Source organism: Paenibacillus intestini, from assembly GCF_030803945.1.
Classification (GTDB): Bacteria; Bacillota; Bacilli; order Paenibacillales; family Paenibacillaceae; genus Paenibacillus; species Paenibacillus polysaccharolyticus.
This window is the reverse complement of record NZ_JAURUN010000012.1, coordinates 155394-174531: the sequence shown is the minus strand read 5'-3', so window position 1 is coordinate 174531 and position 19138 is coordinate 155394. Positions and strand designations below refer to the sequence as shown.

The 19138-nt window shown below is 46.8% G+C and carries 17 protein-coding genes, 8 tRNA genes and 1 rRNA gene; all 26 read left to right on the top strand.

Annotated features, from left to right (window positions below):
• Positions 1-93, top strand: a 23S ribosomal RNA gene (locus J2T16_RS24880); the annotation flags it as partial.
• 82 nt (positions 94-175) lie between these two features.
• Positions 176-267 (top strand) — tRNA-Ser (locus J2T16_RS24875).
• 43 nt (positions 268-310) lie between these two features.
• Positions 311-387, top strand: a tRNA-Met gene (locus tag J2T16_RS24870).
• Positions 388-396: 9 nt separating this feature from the next.
• Positions 397-472 (top strand) — tRNA-Val (locus J2T16_RS24865).
• Positions 473-477: 5 nt separating this feature from the next.
• Positions 478-553, top strand: a tRNA-Thr gene (locus J2T16_RS24860).
• A 9-nt stretch (positions 554-562) separates the two neighbouring features.
• A tRNA-Asp gene (locus J2T16_RS24855) sits at positions 563-640 on the top strand.
• 19 nt (positions 641-659) lie between these two features.
• Positions 660-732 (top strand) — tRNA-Phe (locus J2T16_RS24850).
• A gap of 12 nt (positions 733-744) precedes the next feature.
• Positions 745-830, top strand: a tRNA-Tyr gene (locus tag J2T16_RS24845).
• Between the two features lie 5 nt (positions 831-835).
• A tRNA-Lys gene (locus tag J2T16_RS24840) sits at positions 836-908 on the top strand.
• A 149-nt stretch (positions 909-1057) separates the two neighbouring features.
• Positions 1058-2254 carry a PucR family transcriptional regulator gene (locus J2T16_RS24835; protein WP_221790084.1) on the top strand — a complete coding sequence of 399 codons (1197 nt, stop codon included), beginning with the start codon at positions 1058-1060 and terminating at the stop codon, positions 2252-2254.
• A 103-nt stretch (positions 2255-2357) separates the two neighbouring features.
• The gene (locus J2T16_RS24830; RefSeq protein ID WP_090924764.1) at positions 2358-3482 is read left to right on the top strand and encodes an ABC transporter ATP-binding protein; all 1125 of its coding nucleotides are present in this window, start codon (positions 2358-2360) and stop codon (positions 3480-3482) included.
• Positions 3483-3846: 364 nt separating this feature from the next.
• Positions 3847-4785 carry an HPr(Ser) kinase/phosphatase gene (gene hprK / locus J2T16_RS24825; protein ID WP_090924765.1) on the top strand — a complete coding sequence of 313 codons (939 nt, stop codon included), beginning with the start codon at positions 3847-3849 and terminating at the stop codon, positions 4783-4785.
• A gap of 197 nt (positions 4786-4982) precedes the next feature.
• Positions 4983-6017: a prolipoprotein diacylglyceryl transferase gene (lgt, locus tag J2T16_RS24820; protein ID WP_499019446.1), complete on the top strand. Its 1035-nt coding sequence runs from the start codon at positions 4983-4985 to the stop codon at positions 6015-6017.
• A gap of 6 nt (positions 6018-6023) precedes the next feature.
• The gene (ppaX, locus tag J2T16_RS24815) at positions 6024-6680 is read left to right on the top strand and encodes a pyrophosphatase PpaX (protein WP_221790085.1); all 657 of its coding nucleotides are present in this window, start codon (positions 6024-6026) and stop codon (positions 6678-6680) included.
• On the top strand, positions 6677-7219 hold the full coding sequence (locus J2T16_RS24810) for an acyltransferase (protein ID WP_499019445.1): 543 nt from the start codon (positions 6677-6679) through the stop codon (positions 7217-7219). Before ppaX ends, J2T16_RS24810 begins: the two co-directional genes overlap by 4 nt.
• 526 nt (positions 7220-7745) lie before the next feature.
• On the top strand, positions 7746-8945 hold the full coding sequence (locus J2T16_RS24805; RefSeq protein ID WP_221790087.1) for an ATP phosphoribosyltransferase regulatory subunit: 1200 nt from the start codon (positions 7746-7748) through the stop codon (positions 8943-8945).
• Between the two features lies 1 nt (position 8946).
• Positions 8947-9606 (top strand): ATP phosphoribosyltransferase, encoded by a 660-nt coding sequence (hisG, locus tag J2T16_RS24800; RefSeq protein ID WP_090924770.1) that lies wholly within the window; start codon positions 8947-8949, stop codon positions 9604-9606.
• 69 nt (positions 9607-9675) lie between these two features.
• On the top strand, positions 9676-10980 hold the full coding sequence (gene hisD / locus J2T16_RS24795; RefSeq protein WP_336121427.1) for a histidinol dehydrogenase: 1305 nt from the start codon (positions 9676-9678) through the stop codon (positions 10978-10980).
• Positions 10973-11614 (top strand): imidazoleglycerol-phosphate dehydratase HisB, encoded by a 642-nt coding sequence (gene hisB / locus J2T16_RS24790; RefSeq protein WP_336121425.1) that lies wholly within the window; start codon positions 10973-10975, stop codon positions 11612-11614. Before hisD ends, hisB begins: the two co-directional genes overlap by 8 nt.
• Before the next feature lie 3 nt (positions 11615-11617).
• On the top strand, positions 11618-12238 hold the full coding sequence (gene hisH / locus J2T16_RS24785) for an imidazole glycerol phosphate synthase subunit HisH (protein ID WP_154984812.1): 621 nt from the start codon (positions 11618-11620) through the stop codon (positions 12236-12238).
• Between the two features lie 161 nt (positions 12239-12399).
• A complete protein-coding gene (hisA, locus tag J2T16_RS24780; protein ID WP_154891573.1) occupies positions 12400-13134 on the top strand; it encodes a 1-(5-phosphoribosyl)-5-[(5-phosphoribosylamino)methylideneamino]imidazole-4-carboxamide isomerase in 735 nt (244 codons plus the stop codon).
• 30 nt (positions 13135-13164) lie between these two features.
• Positions 13165-13926, top strand: coding sequence for an imidazole glycerol phosphate synthase subunit HisF (gene hisF / locus J2T16_RS24775; RefSeq protein WP_221790098.1), 762 nt, complete (start codon positions 13165-13167; stop codon positions 13924-13926).
• A 1-nt stretch (position 13927) separates the two neighbouring features.
• Entirely contained in the window at positions 13928-14665 is a 738-nt protein-coding gene (gene hisIE, locus J2T16_RS24770; RefSeq protein WP_499019447.1) for a bifunctional phosphoribosyl-AMP cyclohydrolase/phosphoribosyl-ATP diphosphatase HisIE, read from the top strand.
• 14 nt (positions 14666-14679) lie between these two features.
• On the top strand, positions 14680-15519 hold the full coding sequence (gene hisJ / locus J2T16_RS24765; protein ID WP_499019444.1) for a histidinol-phosphatase HisJ: 840 nt from the start codon (positions 14680-14682) through the stop codon (positions 15517-15519).
• A 90-nt stretch (positions 15520-15609) separates the two neighbouring features.
• On the top strand, positions 15610-16557 hold the full coding sequence (locus J2T16_RS24760) for a ribose-phosphate diphosphokinase (protein WP_090924777.1): 948 nt from the start codon (positions 15610-15612) through the stop codon (positions 16555-16557).
• 268 nt (positions 16558-16825) lie between these two features.
• Complete coding sequence (locus tag J2T16_RS24755; protein WP_499019443.1) at positions 16826-19087, top strand: helix-turn-helix domain-containing protein; 2262 nt, start codon at positions 16826-16828, stop codon at positions 19085-19087.
• Positions 19088-19138 lie beyond the last annotated feature (51 nt).

The window sequence follows — 19138 nt, the reverse complement described above, 5'->3', positions numbered from 1 at the left end:
GACCCCTTGAAGACGACGAGGTAGATAGGCTGGGGGTGGAAGTGCAGCAATGCATGGAGCTGACCAGTACTAATCGGTCGAGGGCTTATCCAATATGCAAGTTTTAAATCGCGTACGTTTCGTTTCGAATCTAGTTTTCAAGGAGCAATCCTTGTACAACGTTAAGATTGTCTTTGGAGAGATACCCAAGTGGCTATAAGGGGACCCTCTGCTAAGGGGTTAGGCTGAGTAATCGGTGCGAGGGTTCGAATCCCTCTCTCTCCGCCATCTTTACCTAAGGATGGACAAGCAATCGAAACATTTATAATATGGCGGTGTAGCTCAGCTGGCTAGAGCGTACGGTTCATACCCGTAAGGTCGGGGGTTCGATCCCCTCCGCCGCTACCATATTACCCAGGAGGCTTAGCTCAGCTGGGAGAGCATCTGCCTTACAAGCAGAGGGTCGGGGGTTCGATCCCCTCAGCCTCCACCATATACGCCGGTGTAGCTCAACTGGTAGAGCAACTGACTTGTAATCAGTAGGTTGGGGGTTCAAGTCCTCTCGCCGGCACCATTAATGCCTGGAACCGTGGTGTAGTTGGCCTAACATGCCTGCCTGTCACGCAGGAGATCGCGGGTTCGAATCCCGTCGGTTCCGCCATTAATCTAAAATTAAATACGGCTCGGTAGCTCAGTCGGTAGAGCAGAGGACTGAAAATCCTCGTGTCGGCGGTTCGATTCCGTCCCGAGCCACCTTTAATTCTTGGAGGATTAGCGAAGTGGCCAAACGCATCAGACTGTAAATCTGCTCCCGTACGGGTTCGGTGGTTCGAATCCATCATCCTCCACCAGTTTTGAGTCATTAGCTCAGTTGGTAGAGCACCTGACTTTTAATCAGGGTGTCGAAGGTTCGAATCCTTCATGACTCATCTTTAAATAAAGAGTGATCGATCATAATAATGATCGATCACTCTTTTTGTTTACACTGATATATTCAAGAATTGTGGATACAGAGCAGTAAACATCAAGATATGATAAAATGATGATAAAAATAAAGCAGAGTGGTGAAGTTCATTAGATGAAGCTCATACCTGATTTAAAACAGCAAATTGAAGTTATTATAGGCACCACATTGGATGAATATGAAATTACGATGCATGAGTGGATACAATCCATTGATCATTTAATTGGCTTGGATGAAAATAAACCGCAGCATATTCTAAATAGAGCGAGTAAAGGTGAGCGTGGTTCATTAGAAAGTTCTTCAATATCTTCTGATGTTCTGAGTTTACACCATGGTGAGCGCGTCTTTTTCAAAGTTGGCATAAATGAGCAGGTAAAAACCGTTCTGTGCTGGGGATGTGATGCGGCATCTATTACAATGGAGACTCGCCGTCTAATTGAATTACTGATTCTTAATAAGTTTATTATGAGTCAAGGCGAAAATTCATCGCTATTCAAGAATGATACCGATAAACAATTATCTTCGCTGGGAATATGGCTTAAGGAGCAAATTAAAGACTACGATGCGGGCAGTTTCGATCCATTGCCTGATTCGTTTGCTTCTATTGCAGGATTTCAGGAGGAGAAAGTTCTTTTTCTGTTGCAGGGTGAGACTCCGGATTCTCAACGTGTTGACTCTATAGTTTTGAATAAGTTGCTCGAAAGTTATTTTGGTGAAGACATCACACTAATCCCGTTGGGTGAGCAAGAATGGCTCTTCATGGGAGACGAAGAGATTGTTACCGGTGAGGCCGATGAAGATACAGCAGAGGCGAGAAAAGAGTCACTCAACGCTTTTTGTATGGGACTGTATGAGCTTGTGGCCAGTGAGTTCGCCGGCGTTTTCCACTTGTCAGCTTCGCTACCGTGTATTCCCAAAGAGGCGTTGCTTCAGGTGACATTCCTTCTTCAGGAAAGCATGGAGCTTGGTCGCTCTTTCCACGTTACACAGCATATCCACCTTCCTTGGAATCTGCAACTAGAGCAATTGGTGGCTAGTATTTCAGAGCAACAGCGAATGCGTTTTATTCGGGAAACGGGAAAGGATACGACGCTCTATAATGACAGCGAGACGTTGGCTACATTGGAGACCTTCTTCAGTTTAGACTGTAACGTCAGCGAGACAGCAAAGCGTTTGTTTATCCATCGTAATACGCTGGTGTACCGTCTGGATAAGATTAAACAAGAGATTGGTTATGATGTAAGACACTTTAAAAGTGCGATCGTTGTGCAACTTTTACTTCTAATGTACAAAGTGACGAAAAAGGCTTAATATTTTTGTGCAGTTTGCGAATAGTCAGATAACCAACCGATAGGGTATTATAAAACTACAAATTGTATTCGATTACAAAATGATCTCTGAGGAGGCAACAATCATGGCAGGAGTACGTTTAGAGCATATTTTCAAAAAATACCCGGGTTCTGATAAAGCAACTGTAGTTGACATTAACCTGGACATTAAAGATAAAGAGTTTCTGGTACTGGTAGGTCCGTCCGGTTGTGGTAAATCAACAACACTGCGTATGATCGCAGGCCTTGAGGAAATTTCTGAAGGTAAACTCTATATCGGTGACCGTGTCGTTAATGATGTTGCACCTAAAGACCGCGATATTGCGATGGTATTCCAATCTTACGCCTTGTATCCGCATATGAGCGTATATCAAAACATGGCATTTGGTTTGAAATTGCGTAAGGTTAAAAAAGATGAGATCGACAAACGTGTACGTGAAGCAGCTAAAATCCTCGACATCGAGCACTTGCTTGAGCGTAAGCCTAAAGCATTGTCCGGTGGTCAACGTCAACGTGTCGCTTTGGGACGTGCGATTGTCCGTGATCCACAAGTCTTCTTGATGGATGAGCCTCTCTCCAACTTGGATGCGAAACTTCGTGGACAAATGCGTGCGGAAATCACTAAGCTTGCTAAACGTTTGGAAACAACCGTTATCTACGTAACGCATGACCAGATCGAAGCAATGACGATGGGTGACCGGATCGTAGTTATGAAGGATGGTATCATCCAACAAGCAGCTTCTCCTGAAGAGCTGTACAACCACCCGGCGAACCTGTTCGTAGCTGGTTTCATCGGTTCCCCGACAATGAACTTCATCTCGGGTAAACTGGCTGAGCAAGGTGCGAGTCTTCACTTCGTAGCTCCTGGTGTGGATGTTGAAATCCCGCAAGGTAAAGCACAAGTGCTGAAATCCAGAGGATATGTTGGTAAAGAAGTTATTCTGGGTGTTCGTCCAGAAGACATTCACGAAGAGCCAGTATTCCTGGAAGCTTCCCCGAATTCTGTATTCTCTACTCACGTAGATGTAACAGAGAACCTGGGTCACGAAATGCTCCTTTACTTGAGCGGTGTAGGTAACGACACTACAATTGCACGTGTAGACGGACGTTCTAACACTCGTGATGGTTCCACAGTTAAAATGGCCATTGACATGAACAAAGTTCATATCTTTGACAAGGAATCCGAAGTTAACGTACTTCTTCAAGACTAATTCTACTGAAGGTTCCTCGGTAACGATGGAATCTGGAAGTAACGTAATTATATAATGTAAATCGAGCCCCTTCCGTTTTCGCTGGAAGGGGCTTTTTTCAAAAATGCAAGGGATGATGAATACGTTCGGGTGGAAATATAGTGCAGATAGAGCAAGGAGTCTGCGATTGCAATCGATCCCAAATTCATTTAAGATTATTTGAAGGTCTGTCTTCAAAATGTTGCATGTTGGAGTATTATTAGAGCGATATTTTACAGGCGAAGTGACCTGGTTATGAATGTTGTTGTGAATACGCTAATAATGGAAAGAAACGATACACGAATGGGTACATAGAGGCACAGCGAATGCTGAAAGGAAGAGACAAATGGCGAAAAAAGTGAAAGTATCCGAATTGGTACAGCAGTTTCAGATGGAAGTGGTGTCGGGGTCACAGGGTTTGAAAAGGTTTATCACGGTAGATGATCTTAACCGTCCTGGCCTGGAGATGGCCGGTTACTTTGAATATCATCCAAAAGAGCGGGTGCAACTCCTGGGAAGAACAGAGCTGGCCTTTTTTGCAATGTTGCCTGAACATGAGCGCCGTGAACGTATGCAGCGTCTATGCACAGAGGAAACACCTTGTATTGTGGTTACACGTGGACTCGAAGTTCCTCAGGAACTGATCGATATCAGTGAAGAACAGAATCTGGCTGTGCTTCGTAGCAATATGGCGACAACGATTCTATCCAGCCGCATTACTGGTTTTCTGGAAGGTAAGTTGGCGCCGACAGCCACCATTCACGGTGTATTGTGTGATGTGTATGGTGTAGGTATGTTGATCACAGGCAGTAGCGGTATTGGTAAAAGTGAAACTGCGCTTGAACTTGTTAAACGCGGTCACCGTCTAATTGCCGATGATGCCGTTGAAATTCGCCAAACCTCCGACTTTCAACTTCACGGTACCGCACCGGAGCTGATCCGTCACCTGCTTGAAATCCGGGGTGTCGGTATTATCAACGTCATGACTTTGTTTGGCGCCGGGGCTGTACGTAATAATAAACGGATTACATTGGTTGTACGTCTTGAAGCATGGCAGCAGGATAAACAGTATGACCGTCTGGGATTGGATGAAGAAACAACGCGTATTATTGATACCGATGTACCCTTGGTTACTATTCCGGTTCGTCCTGGACGAAACTTGGCTGTAATTATTGAGGTGGCGGGCATGAACTATCGCTTAAAACAGATGGGGCTTAATGCTGCACTCCAGTTCACGAACAAGCTGACTGCAACGATTTCAGAAGATATGGAAGATATGGACTAAGGTGGGCTAAGGAAAGTTACCCCGATCAACTGAATAGCAGGGTAGGGGCAATATTAAGCATCAAGCTATAAAATAAAGATTAAAGTTTTCATGAGGCGTGACAACTGGGGTCTGGACACCTTCAAACCGGAAGGTGGATAGCAGGCTCCAGACAGTCATGCTTACCGATGTGAATTGATTGATAGGAGTGTGAATGAATGGATACATTATTACTGTTGAACCCGATTGCGTTCTCTATTGGCGCTTTAAAGGTTCACTGGTATGGGCTTATCTTGGGTACTGCGGCGCTGTTAGGGTTGCTGCTTGTTATTCGGGAGGGCAAACGATTTAATATTCCGCAAGAAGTGTTCATGGATATGGTTTTGCTAGGTGTGCCTTCTGCAATTATTGGAGCCCGAATCTACTATGTGGCTTTTAAGTGGGAAGATTATAAGGACAACTTCTGGGATGTCTTTAAAATATGGAATGGCGGTATTGCGATCTACGGCGCACTGATTGGTGCCATTATATGTGCAGTCATTTTCTTCCGTCGTAAAGGATATAACTTCTGGCGTATGGCCGACATCTGTGCACCTGGACTGATCGTTGGACAGATGATTGGACGCTGGGGTAACTTTGTAAATCAGGAGGCGTATGGCGGTCCTGTAGAGGAATCATTTTTAAGAGACAAGCTGCACTTGCCAGACTTTATTGTGAATCAAATGAACGTGGAAGGTGTATTTCATCATCCGGCCTTTTTGTATGAATCCGTATGGAGTTTTGCAGGGCTGATCCTGTTGCTGGTGCTTCGTCGTCAGAAGTTCATGCGTGCAGGCGAGATGTTTATGTCCTATTTCATCTGGTATTCCATCGGACGATTCTTTATTGAAGCTGTGCGTACGGACAGTCTGGGTTTTCAGGCTCCAGAGTGGATCGCTTCTTTGGTGAACGGATTATGGTCTCCAATGACTGCACTCGGCTTCGAACAAGGTTATTTAGATCCAGCGTACGGTAATGTACGAATTTCACAACTGCTTGCGATTGGCATTATTGTTGCCGCTGTTGTGTTTATTGTCGTGAGAAGAGTGACAGGTAAAGCAAGTGCACATTATAGTGATCCGATTGTCTCGTCGAAAGTGGCTGCAGATGATATTGGACATTCAGAAACAGTAGCTGTTGAAGAGGACAAGGTAACAACAGCACCAAATCAGGCTCAAGATGATCCGAAGCAAGTTGAAGATAAAAAGGAGTAATGCAACGTGATTAATACGGTACTGTTCGATCTGGATGGAACGATTATTGATACCAATGAGCTGATTATCAACTCATTCCTGCATGTTATGGGAGGTTGGGATCATGCTGACCCGTGGACAAGAGAGCAGATTATTCCGCATATGGGAGGCACATTGGAGCAACAAATGCGAACCTTTTCAGGTCAGGAAGAGGTATCGGAGTATGTCAAAGGTTATCGTGCTTATAATGATATTCACCATGAGGCGATGGTCAGACCCTTCCCCCATGTGATTGAGGTTGTTGAGGCTTTGGATCAGGCAGGGATTACGATGGGTGTGGTGACGACTAAAATTCGTCCTTCTACATTAAAGGTGCTGGAGCGCTTTGATTTGCTTAAATATATGAAGTCCATTGTGACTGTGCAGGATGTCACTCATCCCAAACCTCATGCAGAACCGGTGCAAAAAGCGATGGCGGAACTGGGATCGAACCCAGCTCACACACTGATGATCGGGGACAGTCCTGTCGATATTCAATCGGCGCAAAATGCAGGCGCTCTCTCCGCTGGTGTGGCCTGGTCGCTTAAAGGGGAGCAGGTGCTGAGCGGGTATAAGCCAGATTACATTTTGCATGATATGAGGGATTTGCTGGATATGGTTCTTGCGGGAACGGGTCGTTCATGAGAAAAGTAACCCGCTATCCGGTAGAAAGTCAAAATGCACTTTGGCATATCTACAAGACAGTGAGCCCGTGGAAGGGCGTTCGTAATTTTATCTGGATTCATTTGTCACGGTACTGTCCTGTTTTGCCTCTCAAGAACTGGATTTATCGACGCATGCTTGGTATGAAGGTGGGGGAGCATACAGCTTTTGGCCTGATGGTAATGGTGGATGTATTTTTTCCGGAAAAAATAACGATTGGTGAAAATTCAGTGATTGGTTACAATACCACGATTCTGGCTCACGAGTATCTCATTAAGGAGTACAGACTCGGAGAAGTCATTATCGGAGACAATGTGCTGATCGGGGCGAATACAACCATTTTGCCAGGGGTAACGATTGGAGACGGAGCGGTAGTTGCTGCCGGAGCGGTAGTTCATAAGGATGTTGCTCCAGGAGCTTTTGTTGGAGGCAATCCCTTGCGTGATTTGTCACGTCCGTCAGGATCGACGGAAGAAATGGTGTTCAAGACGGAGGAACCTTCTCAGCGAAAGCTACATTAAGCGCGAGGATCATTGTTTGCAAGTGAACGAATGCATGGAGGGAAGAGCTGCTGAGGGCAGCTTTTTTCGTATACAAAACTTGAATTGAAGCAAATGGAAGGGGCCGTAAGACACGGACAACAGGACAAGTGGGTTTAGATCGGATAGGTCACCAAGAGCAGTCATAGCTTAAGATTGTTGACGATTCCGCAGCTTCCATGTTATCATATCCCATATCCTTTAGTTTGTTAGCACTTTACCATGTGAAAGCGAACCGGATGAAGGTGACAATTAATCTATAGAGTAGACGGGTTATTCTTGTAAAAGGTGAAGCCTTCGTTAAGCCAAAGAACATGCGGCTTTACTGAAAATTAGGGTAACTAACATAGAACGGGGATTTGTCATACATAAATCCTTTTGAGATAGAGCGTTAGAGACGATAGAGATGAAAATCTAAATTTAGTTATCGTATTTTAGCAGATGTGAAGATATTATAGTGCAACCTTATATAACAATCCAAATTCATGACTCGGGGTGAATCATTTCCATGTCCAAACCAAAAGGCTTTGAAAAACCAACTGGCTTCCGTGACTATACACCACATGTGGTGTCCAAGCTGCGTAAAATTGAACGAAATGTACTGGAGTGCATGGAGCGTTGGGGTTATCGTCAGATCATAACGCCAACGATTGAGTATTACGACACAGTAGGGGTGGCTAGCTCTACTTCGGATCGCAAATTGTTTAAATTGCTGAACAGCCGGGGAACGACACTGGTTCTACGTTCTGATCTGACAGCTCCGATTGCGCGTGTAGTATCATCGATGCTCAAAGATGAGGCTTTGCCGCTACGTCTGTCCTATCATGCGAATGTATTTCGTTCCATTGAAGAGGAAGCTGGACGGGAGGCTGAATTTTTCCAAACAGGTGTTGAACTTGTAGGGGACGATTCTCCTGAGGCGGATGCTGAAGTAGTTGCATTAGCGATTGCCTCATTGCAGGCAGCGGGTGTATCTTCTTTTAAAATAGCAATGGGTCATATGGGTTTTCTGAATGGACTGCTGGAAGAAGTGATTCCGGGTCAGACGGCTGAGCAGGAACAGTTGAAGGAAGGGCTATTAGGTCGTGATTATGTGGGCTACCGTCAGTCCATTGAAGCTTTGCAACTGGAACCCAAACAAAAACAGCAACTTGAAGCGATTTTACGTCTGCGTGGCGGGAAAGAAATATGCACACATGCGAGCGAACTTAGCTCAAGTGCTGAAGCGGCACAATCTATTGCACATCTGTGTGCAGTGTTTGAAGTATTGGAGGCCTATGGTGTCTCTGAGCATGTGCTGATTGATCTGACGATGATCGGGGATTTCTCCTATTACACAGGCATGACATTTGAAGGTTATGCGGCAGAGCTGGGATCACCTGTGTGTAGCGGCGGACGATATGACAATCTGTTGCAGCAGTTTGGGCGCGCTCTTCCGGCTACAGGATTTGCGTTGAAAACAAACCGGATTATCGATGGTGTTCATGGCATTACGATTGAAGAGACGAAAACGGTACGTATTGAATATAGCCCAGATCACCGTGCTGAGGCATTGACCGAAGCAGCTAGATTACGAAGTTTGGGTCACAATGTAGTTACATCTCTTCTTGCTAATGAAAAGGCAGAGACGACATCTGTAACAAGCGAAACGACTGCGGATCAGGTGGAGCAGGTCATCATCTATGGATCGAAAAAGGGAGGGAACTGAGATGTCGGATATTCTGAAGGTGGCCATGCCTAAAGGCCGCATCTATAAAAAGGCCTCCAAATTGTTCCGTGAGGCAGGGCTAGACATTCCAGAGGACGTGGACGATACACGCAAGCTGGTGATCGAGGTACCAGAAGCGGGTATGGAATTCATTATGGCCAAACCTGTGGATGTGCCAACGTACGTGGAGTACGGTGTTGCCGATATTGGCATTGTCGGGAAAGACGTGTTGCTTGAAGAGGATCGTGATGTGTATGAACTGCTGAATCTAGGCATTGCCCAGTGCCGTATGTCGGTTATCGGGCTACCGGACTGGAAGGCAGGTATCCAGCAGCGAGTTGCAACCAAATATCCACGAATCGCTTCCCAGTACTTCCGTGAGCAAGGACAACAGGTTGAGGTTATTAAGCTGAACGGATCAATTGAGCTTGCGCCTCTAATCGGACTGGCTGATCGGATTGTCGATCTAGTGGAGACCGGGCAGACGTTACGTGAGAACGGACTTGTGGAAATGACGGAAATTCTGAATATTACTAGCCGTTTGATCGCGAATCGGGTGAGCTACCGGATGAAAAACGCACGTATTCAGGCGCTGTGTGATGCACTTCAATCGGTCATCCCAAGTGGGAATGAGGTTACTGCGGGAAGTGCGAGAAGATAGCGAACAGATCAGTAAAGAACGATAGCGAATAGATTAGTGAGTCAATTGATATGTAAGGAGGTTGTACGCATGAAAATTGTACCGGCACGGGAATTTGATCTGAAGCGGGAAGTGGAGTATGGTACACCGGAGCAAAATGAATCGGTACGGCGAATTGTCGCAGATATTCGCCGGGAAGGTGATGCGGCCCTGCTGCGTTACACGGAGCAGTTGGACCGCACGACGCTGACGGCTGCGCAGTTGCGCGTGCCGCAGGAGGAGCTCCAGGCAGCGTATGCAGCCGTTGAGCCATCTTTTGTAACGGCGATTCGCCAAGCCGCCGTTAACATTCGTGCGTTTCATGAGAAGCAGAAACGCAATTCGTGGATTGACTGGCAGCCGGATGGCAGTCTGCTCGGCCAGGTTATTCGGCCGCTGAAACGAGTCGGCGTGTATGTCCCTGGAGGGAAAGCAGCGTATCCATCGTCGGTGCTGATGAATGTCATTCCGGCACAGGTTGCAGGCGTGCCGGAGATTGTGCTTGTCACACCGCCGGCGACGAACGGCGGTGAAGGTATTAACCCGTACATTCTTGTGGCTGCCGCGGAAGCGGGCGTGAACGAGATGTACCGGGTTGGCGGCGCGCAGGCGATCGCCGCCCTCGCTTACGGCACGGAGAGCATTGCCCCGGTCGACAAGATCTGTGGACCGGGTAATATCTACGTGGCGCTCGCGAAGCGCGAGGTATATGGGGCGGTCGATATCGACAGTATCGCCGGGCCAAGCGAGATTGTGGTGCTCGCCGATGATACGGCGAACCCGGTGTATATCGCCGCGGACTTGTTGTCGCAGGCGGAGCATGACGAGATGGCATCGGCGATTCTCGTCACGAGTTCGGCCTCGCTGGCGGCAGCTGTGCAGGCCGAGGTGCAGCGGCAGCTGGATGTGCTGCCGCGGCGCGATATCGCTTCTGCTTCCGTGGAGCAGCATGGCGCGATTATCGTGGTGGATTCCATCGATGAGGGAATCGATGTCGTGAACCGGCTTGCACCGGAGCATCTGGAGATCATGGTGCAGGAGCCGATGGCTTACGCTGGCCGGATCGAGAATGCCGGTGCGATCTTCCTTGGGCCGTATAGCTCCGAACCGGTTGGCGATTATTTTGCCGGACCGAATCATATTATTCCGACCAATGGAACTGCCCGGTTTAGCTCACCGGTAGATGTGGATGATTTTATCAAAAAATCGAGTCTGATTTATTATAGTAAAGAGGCATTGCTACAGAACGGAGCGGCTATTATAGAATTAGCCCGTCATGAGGGGCTTGAAGGACACGCTCGTGCAATCGCTGTACGTTTAGAACAGGAAGGAAAGGCGGAATCGGACAATGGATAATCAGAATAAGAGTACAGAACAGGGTGTCGAGCTTCAAAATAATGGTGCAGTTCGCCAAGCAGAGGTTGACCGCAAAACGAACGAAACCAATATCCAGCTGTCATTCAACGTAGATGGCACAGGGCAATCAAATATTGAAACGGATGTACCATTTCTGAACCATATGCTCGATCTGTTCACAAAGCATGGACAATTTGATCTTAACGTACAGGCTCGTGGAGATATTGATATTGATGATCACCACACGGTTGAAGACATCGGCATTTGTCTGGGACAGACGCTGTACCAGGCGCTCGGCGACAAACGTGGTATTAAGCGTTATGCGAGCGTGTTTGTACCGATGGATGAAGCACTCGCGCAAGTTATCATTGATGTGAGTAACCGTCCGCACTTTGAATACCGGGCCGAGTACCCGTCACATCAAGTAGGTAGCTTTTCTACAGAGCTGGTGCATGAATTTCTGTGGAAACTGGCGCTCGAGGCGCGGATTACGCTACATGTCATTGTGCACTACGGTCAGAACACACACCACATGATCGAAGCAGTCTTCAAAGCTCTCGGACGTGCGCTGGATGAAGCAACGATGATTGATCCACGAGTAACCGGCGTGCCCTCCACGAAGGGAGTGCTGTAGACGATGGCGATTGCAATTGTCGATTACGGTATGGGGAACCTGCACAGCGTCGGCAAAGCGGTCGAACGTCTTGGCTATGAAGCGCTGGTCACGGGTAAGCGGGAAGCTATTCTTTCCGCAGATGGCGTTATTCTGCCGGGGGTTGGTGCTTTTGGCGACGCGATGGTGCATTTGCGTGAGACGGGCCTGGATGTGGTCGTTAAAGAAGCGGCGGCTGGAACGAAACCGCTCCTTGGCATTTGTCTAGGCATGCAACTATTATTCAGCTCCAGTGAGGAGCATGGCGAGCATGAGGGATTGGACATTTTACCGGGCAAAGTAGTGCGCTTCGCACCAAGTGAGCTGAAGGTTCCCCATATGGGATGGAACCGTTTGGAATTTCTACATCCGGAAAATCCGCTCTTCGCAGGTCTGGATGCAGGGCATGTCTATTTCGTTCACTCTTATCATGCACTTACAGAGAACAAGGGTGATCTGCTCGCCGTTACGGATTACGGACATCCCGTTACAGCGATTGTAGGTAGAGGCTCGAACTTCGGCATGCAGTTCCATCCCGAGAAGAGTGGTGAGCTTGGCATGAAATTGCTGGGCAACTTCCTGTCTTTGACGAGCTCAGTAATTTAACAGCAATATAAGCCTAACCTTTATCGCATATAGCGGTTTTCCAGTAAGCTGTATGTACTGTTATACTCGTCTAAAACAAAACCAGGTTTAAATATATTCAACTTGAAGTTACATGAACGTTTGAGCAAATTTCAATCGAATCTACACTCAGGAGGACTTGTATGTCATCTTTTATCTTATATCCGGCAATCGATATCCGGGACGGCAAATGTGTAAGACTGGTGCAGGGAGATTATAATCAAGAAACGGTGTACAACGATGACCCGGTTCAGGTTGCGCTTAACTGGGAGAAGCAAGGCGGTACATACGTTCATCTGGTGGACCTGGATGGCGCCAAAGCAGGACACCCGGTTAACGATGAGTTGATTGGACGTATTGCATCCGCAGTGAATGTACCAGTACAGGTTGGCGGCGGGCTTCGTACAGTCACTGACGTTGAGCGTTTATTGGGTCTGGGTGTTAGCCGATTGATTATCGGGACAGCGGCGATTGAGGATCGTGCTTTTACGGAAGAAGTACTGGGACGTTACGGGGATAAAGTAGCGATCGGTATCGATGCGCGGGGCGGATATGTTGCCACTCGTGGCTGGCTAGAAACCTCCGAAGTACAGGCTGAAGTACTGGCGAAGGAGCTCGCTGCTTATGGAGCGGAAACGTTTATCTTTACGGACATCTCCCGTGACGGTATGATGCAGGGGCCTAATGTTGAGGCAATTGTGTCTCTTGCCAAAGCAAGCGGACGTACAGTTATTGCTTCTGGCGGTGTCAGTGTGATGGATGATTTGCTTCGTTTGAGTCGTCATGCAGATGACGGTGTTGGCGGAGCCATTGTAGGTAAAGCCTTGTATACGGGAAGTATTGATCTGGCTGAAGCGGTGCGTTTGGTTAACAAGTAACGGATAACCGGGTAGAGAGGAAGAAACAGTATGCTGGCAAAAAGAATCATTCCCTGTCTGGACGTGAAGGACGGCCGGGTCGTTAAAGGCGTGAACTTCGTCAATCTCCGCGATGCGGGTGATCCGGTAGAGCTGGCGGCACTGTATGACCGCGAAGGCGCGGACGAGCTCGTATTTCTCGATATCTCCGCATCGGTGGAGGGCCGTGAAACAATGGAGGAAGTCGTAAGACAGACAGCAGGCGAAATTGCCATTCCATTTACGGTAGGTGGCGGGATCTCCAAAGTGGAGGACATGAAGCGTATTTTGCGTGCAGGTGCGGACAAAATTGCGGTAAATACAGCGGCAGTACTTAATCCACAGATTATTGCGGATGGCGCACGCCGCTTTGGCTCGCAATGTATCGTGGTTGCAATTGATGCCAAGTATAACGAGGCGTGGGGCGAGTGGGAAGTGTACACCCACGGCGGACGGAAAGCATCTGGGATCAAAGCACTGGAGTGGGTTAAACAAGCCGAAGAACTGGGTGCAGGAGAAATTCTGTTAACCAGTATGGATGCAGATGGTACAAAGGACGGTTTTGATCTGAAGCTGACCGCTGCCGTTTCGGAATCGGTACGTATTCCAGTCATTGCATCAGGCGGTGCAGGCAAGGAATCGCACTTCTATGATGTATTCACAACAGGCAAAGCGGACGCAGGTCTGGCCGCAACTATTTTCCACTATAAAGAAATTGCCGTACCGGCATTAAAACAACAATTACGAGAGCAAGGGGTGGAAATCCGTGACTAAAGTGAGCGATGAAATCAAGGAGCAACTCTCCTTGGAGCAGGTTGTGGAACATATCCGCTGGGATGAAGGATTGGTTCCTGCCATTGTGCAGGATGTGGATACCCGTGAAGTGTTAATGATGGCTTATATGAACCGTGAATCCCTCAAGTTATCACTTGAATCGGGGGAAACTTGGTTCTGGTCACGTTCGCGTAAGGAACTGTGGAATAAAGGAGCAACTTCAGGCAATGTTCAGAAGATCGTTTCTTTGAAATATGACTGTGACGGCGATACACTGCTAGTTGAAGTGAAACCGAAGGGGCCGGCTTGCCATACAGGTGCAGTGACCTGTTTCCATAATGAAATTATCGGGTTGTCCGCAAATGAAATAGAACAAGACAAGAAAGAAGAGGCGGGAAGCAATGCAAACTCCAGCACGACCTCTTCATCTAATGCGGAAAGCCGCTTTGAGGTTCTGGCTGAACTGGAATCTGTCATTGCTGAGCGTGAGCGTGAACGTCCAGAAGGTGCGTATACCACGTATCTGTTCGATAAAGGTGTCGATAAAATTTTGAAAAAAATCGGTGAGGAAGCTTCCGAGACCATTATTGCCGCGAAAAATAAAGACAATGACGAGCTTCGTCTTGAAGTCAGTGACCTGATGTATCACCTGCTCGTGTTGCTGCAGGAGCGAAAGCTGCCGCTGGATGACATCATGTCCGAATTGAGTCGCCGTCACGAACGGCCGCGCCGCGATTAGGAGGCGAATGCTGAATGCGCATAGACTACCACACTCATCATGAACGCTGCGGACATGCGGTGGGCAAGCTGGAAGAATACGTGCAGCGCGGGATTGAGATCGGCTTGTCCCAGATCGGGCTATCCGATCATATGCCTCTATTGCACGTAGAGCCGGCTGAATACTATCCCGAGATGGCTATGCCTATGGAAGAGCTGCCGCGCTATGTCGAGGAATGTTTCACCTTGAAGGAACGGTACCGCGGGCAGATTGATGTCCGTGTTGGTCTTGAAGGGGATTATATCGAAGGTTGGGAATCGGAGATTCGTTCAATCATTGAACGTTATCCATGGGATTATGTAATTGGCTCTGTGCATTTCCTTGGTGAGTGGGATATTACTGATTTTCGGCAGACTCACCACTGGGAAGGCAAGGATGTTCTTGAAGTGTACCGTCAATATTATGATGCTGTAAGCAAGGCGGCAAGCACACGAATGTATGATATCATAGGACATTCGGATGTGATCAAACGTTTTGGTTATGTGCCATCTCCTGAGCAAAATGAGGAACGCATTGCACTGGAGGATGCGGCCTTGCAAGCTATTGCGAAGAGCGGCTGCGCTATGGAGCTGAATGCTTCAGGTCTGTCCAAACCTTGTGCAGAGATGTTCCCAAGCCGAAGAATGCTAACCGAAGCGATTCGATTGGGTGTTCCTCTGACGATGGGATCGGATGCACATGATCCCATGAAGTTAGGCGATTATCTGTCTGAGGCAGAAGCGCTTTTACATGAACTCGGCTGTAAGCAAGTGGCTGTGTTTGAAAGCCGCCAGCGCTCGTTCATTCCTTTAAATGTAGACAGCAGTGGAGTATAATAAGGGTAAAATAACCTTTTATACGAGTTGGGATTCTCCAACATAACTATATAAGGAATTATGATCGGGGATAACCCGCGGGAGGGCATTATGCAGCATTCGTTACGTATTTTTTCCGGTTCATCTAACCCTAAGCTTGCAGAGCAGGTATGCGACAAGCTGGGAGTACAACTGGGTAAGATTAAACTGTCCCGGTTCAAGAGCGGAGAAATATACGTTCATTACGAAGAAACGATCCGCAATTGTGATGTGTTTTTGATACAGTCTTTGTCTCATCCGATCAATGAACTGTTTGTGGAATTGCTTGTTATGATTGATGCGGCAAAACGAGCTTCGGCGCGCACGGTAAATATTATCGTTCCGTATTACGGCTATGCTCGGCAAGAGCGGAAATCTGCTCCACGTGAGCCTATCTCGGCCAAGATGGTTGCAGATGTATTAACGACAGCGGGAGCAAGCCGTGTGGTTACGATTGATCTACATGCGGCTGCAATTCAGGGCTTCTTTAACATTCCGGTGGATCACATGACATCACTCGACTTAATAAGCGAATACCTGCTTAGCAAAGAGATCAAAAATCCGGTTGTAGTTTCTCCTGATGCAGGACGAGCATCCATGGCGGAGAAACTGGCGAATCGTCTGGATTCACCTTTTGCCATCATGATCAAGAAACGTCCAAGTCATAATGAATCGATCATCACGCATGTTATCGGTGACGTTGAGGGACGAACGCCGATTATTATCGAGGATTTGATCGATACAGGCACAACGATTGTAAATGTTGTTGAAGGGTTGAAGGAACGGGGTGCAGAGAATGCATATGTTTGCGCAACTCATGGCTTGTTCTCGGATGGGGCAGTAAGCAAACTAAATCATCCATCGATTACCGAGGTTGTGGTAACAGACTCTATTGCACTGCCAGAGGATCATCCGGATTGTTTCAAAGTATTACCCGTTGCACCAATGCTCTCACGAGCTATCCGCATCATTGTTGATGGTGGATCTATGGCCACACTGTTTAAGGACTCCGGTATTTAGTTTCATTACCATAAATGGGCACTTTACAGCCCAATCTCGTTTCATGTTCCGTGTCTGAGTGCATTTGCTCAGCACGGTATTTTTGTTTTGACCCCACGAATTGAATTCTGTGCTTTGTTGTTTGGTCGCTTGTGATATAATAACTATAAATATTAAGAAATGATAGCGTTTTATTTATAAATGAATCTGGAATGGTTTTGTTACGGATACTAAACAGTAGAACCACGGCTGAGGGACATTGGCATCGTGGAGTGAGGAGTGGGGTCTATTGTCACGCACGTGGTATTATCGGTTACTCTTTTCGTATTTCCCTATATTTTTCTTTACGATGACGATAATCATCTTTATTGCTTTTGTATTCATTAATGATATTTCCAGAGAGGAAACCAGGAAAGCTGACCGTATATCCACCAGTTATCTGGCCACCACGCTGGATCATACAATCCGGGACATTGAACTGGCTGTGACAGAGAAAGTGCAATACGAACCGGCATACAGGCTTTATTTCAACGGAAACAATCCTAATAACTCGGATACAGTGTATACGATTGCACAAAATTTACGTGAGATGATTAATTCTTCTTCATGGATCCAATCCATATATTTGTATGACAAACAACATGAGCGCGTTATCACGCTAAGTGGTTCAAGGGACGTTGGAAATTTCTCAGACAAGGCATGGATTGATCGAATTCTAAGCGGTGGAACCGGTCAAGGCTGGCAGCCCGTTCGGGAGATGGAATCTGAAGAGTATCAGAGGACACCTATACAGGTGTTGACCGTCAATAAAGATATGCCTTTACCTTTTGGCTCACAAGGTGTATTGGTCATCAATATCAAGATGAGCAGTATCAAGCAGAGTGTCGATAGCATGGTCAATGGTAAACTCTCTTTCCTGACAATAAGTGATCAGGGGGGCAGGGTCGTCTATGATGCTCATTCCGATAATGAGAGTGCTATGGAAGGTACAAAATTAAATGAGTTACCCTTGGAAAGGTTGGGATGGACTCTTACCAGTGGCATCAAAGCTGGCAATCTGTTTGGTTGGGTGTCGGTTGTTTCATATGTTTGGGTGTTCATTGCTATTTTGACGGTGATCTGCGCAATTATCTACATCGTGTATGTTACCCGGCGTAACTATAAGCCAATTCAAATCATCATGAACCGGATTGAATCGCAACAGATTAAAGCATTTGAACAATCCGGTGCTCGTATGGATGAGATGAAGATGATTGATGGTGTGCTTGAGAACTTGATTAACCATATGATGGATTATGATAAAAAAAGCCGCGAGAATGTACTTATGCAACGTAGTAAGTTGTTTAGTGCTTTACTACAAGGTGAGCATGTGGACAATGCGGCTGGCCAGCTGTATGAGGTGTCTCCATTTGATGGAGCCCATGCAGCTTCTCGCTTTATCGTGGTTGTTGGGGATATTAACCGATATGAGAAGGGGTTTCAGGAAAAGTTCACCAGAGGAGAGCAAAACACACTGAAGTTCGCCCTGATGAATGTATTACAGGAGCTATCTAGGGATACAGAAGTGCAATGTTGGACGGAATGGATCAGTGCTGATCGGATTGCTATTCTTTTCTTTTCAAAGGAAGAGACACAGCAGGGACAGGATTTAGCCAAACAGATCCGATTGGTTGCTGAGGAATGTAAATCGTGGGTAGAGCAGAATCTCCGAATTTCCCTCAGCTTTGGCATTGGACCTGTTGCTGAAGGAATTCATGCGATCCATCAATCGTTTACAGCCGCTGAAGCGGTGATGCAACGTAAGCTGCTGATGAATGGTGATGTGGGTGAAGCAGAGGCAAGCGAGATGCAGCATCCATTGCTAGAGACCTACACGTATTTACAGATGATTGCAGACTTTGTCAAACGGTTCAGGATGTCGAGCGGACAGTGGAGAGAGCAATTGGAGGATATTTTTAAGGAGTTTGAGCGAAATAAACTGCCAGATGATGAGATCCGTTCCTTAATTGAGGCTATGCTTCAGATGCTTAGCCGGGAAGTCTCCATGATGTCGGAAGGATTGCAGAAAGAACTGTCGGAAGAGAATATTAACAATTGGCTCAATGCAATGGAAGAAGCAGAATCGTTAGAGGATGTTAAAGTACTGTTGTTCGATAGTCTTACCGATCTGTTCCGGACATACGTTGCTGTAACGGAAACGAAGAGTTATAAAGCTATGGTTAATGAGATGAAAAATTATATCGAGGAGCAGTTCACCAACCCTGAGCTGTCACTTAAACATCTGAGTGACCGTTTTCAGATTTCTGGAAAACATGCCAGCTATCTGTTTAAGACCGAATTCAATATGAAATTTGTTGACTTTGTGACTGAGCTTAGGATGAAAGAAACGGAGAAGTTACTGCTTAATACTGATTATTCTTTACAGGACATAGCTTTAAAGGTCGGATATGCGAATGGTATTACACTGGGACGTGTATTCAAACGTGTGACTGGTATTACACCTGGAGATTATCGCCGGATGAAAAAGGATCAAAAAGTGACTGATGAATAAGGGGCTATCTGTGCTTGTTCCAAAATGAACGAGTAAAAACATGTCATGTTT

Coding starts and splice junctions, on each gene's coding strand:
- J2T16_RS24835 (WP_221790084.1), top strand. CDS start 1,058: ATGAAGCTCATACCTGATTTAAAACAGCAAATTGAAGTTATTATAGGC.
- J2T16_RS24830 (WP_090924764.1), top strand. CDS start 2,358: ATGGCAGGAGTACGTTTAGAGCATATTTTCAAAAAATACCCGGGTTCT.
- hprK (WP_090924765.1), top strand. CDS start 3,847: ATGGCGAAAAAAGTGAAAGTATCCGAATTGGTACAGCAGTTTCAGATG.
- lgt (WP_499019446.1), top strand. CDS start 4,983: ATGGATACATTATTACTGTTGAACCCGATTGCGTTCTCTATTGGCGCT.
- J2T16_RS24810 (WP_499019445.1), top strand. CDS start 6,677: ATGAGAAAAGTAACCCGCTATCCGGTAGAAAGTCAAAATGCACTTTGG.
- J2T16_RS24805 (WP_221790087.1), top strand. CDS start 7,746: ATGTCCAAACCAAAAGGCTTTGAAAAACCAACTGGCTTCCGTGACTAT.
- hisG (WP_090924770.1), top strand. CDS start 8,947: ATGTCGGATATTCTGAAGGTGGCCATGCCTAAAGGCCGCATCTATAAA.
- hisD (WP_336121427.1), top strand. CDS start 9,676: ATGAAAATTGTACCGGCACGGGAATTTGATCTGAAGCGGGAAGTGGAG.
- hisB (WP_336121425.1), top strand. CDS start 10,973: ATGGATAATCAGAATAAGAGTACAGAACAGGGTGTCGAGCTTCAAAAT.
- hisH (WP_154984812.1), top strand. CDS start 11,618: ATGGCGATTGCAATTGTCGATTACGGTATGGGGAACCTGCACAGCGTC.
- hisA (WP_154891573.1), top strand. CDS start 12,400: ATGTCATCTTTTATCTTATATCCGGCAATCGATATCCGGGACGGCAAA.
- hisF (WP_221790098.1), top strand. CDS start 13,165: ATGCTGGCAAAAAGAATCATTCCCTGTCTGGACGTGAAGGACGGCCGG.
- hisJ (WP_499019444.1), top strand. CDS start 14,680: ATGCGCATAGACTACCACACTCATCATGAACGCTGCGGACATGCGGTG.
- J2T16_RS24760 (WP_090924777.1), top strand. CDS start 15,610: ATGCAGCATTCGTTACGTATTTTTTCCGGTTCATCTAACCCTAAGCTT.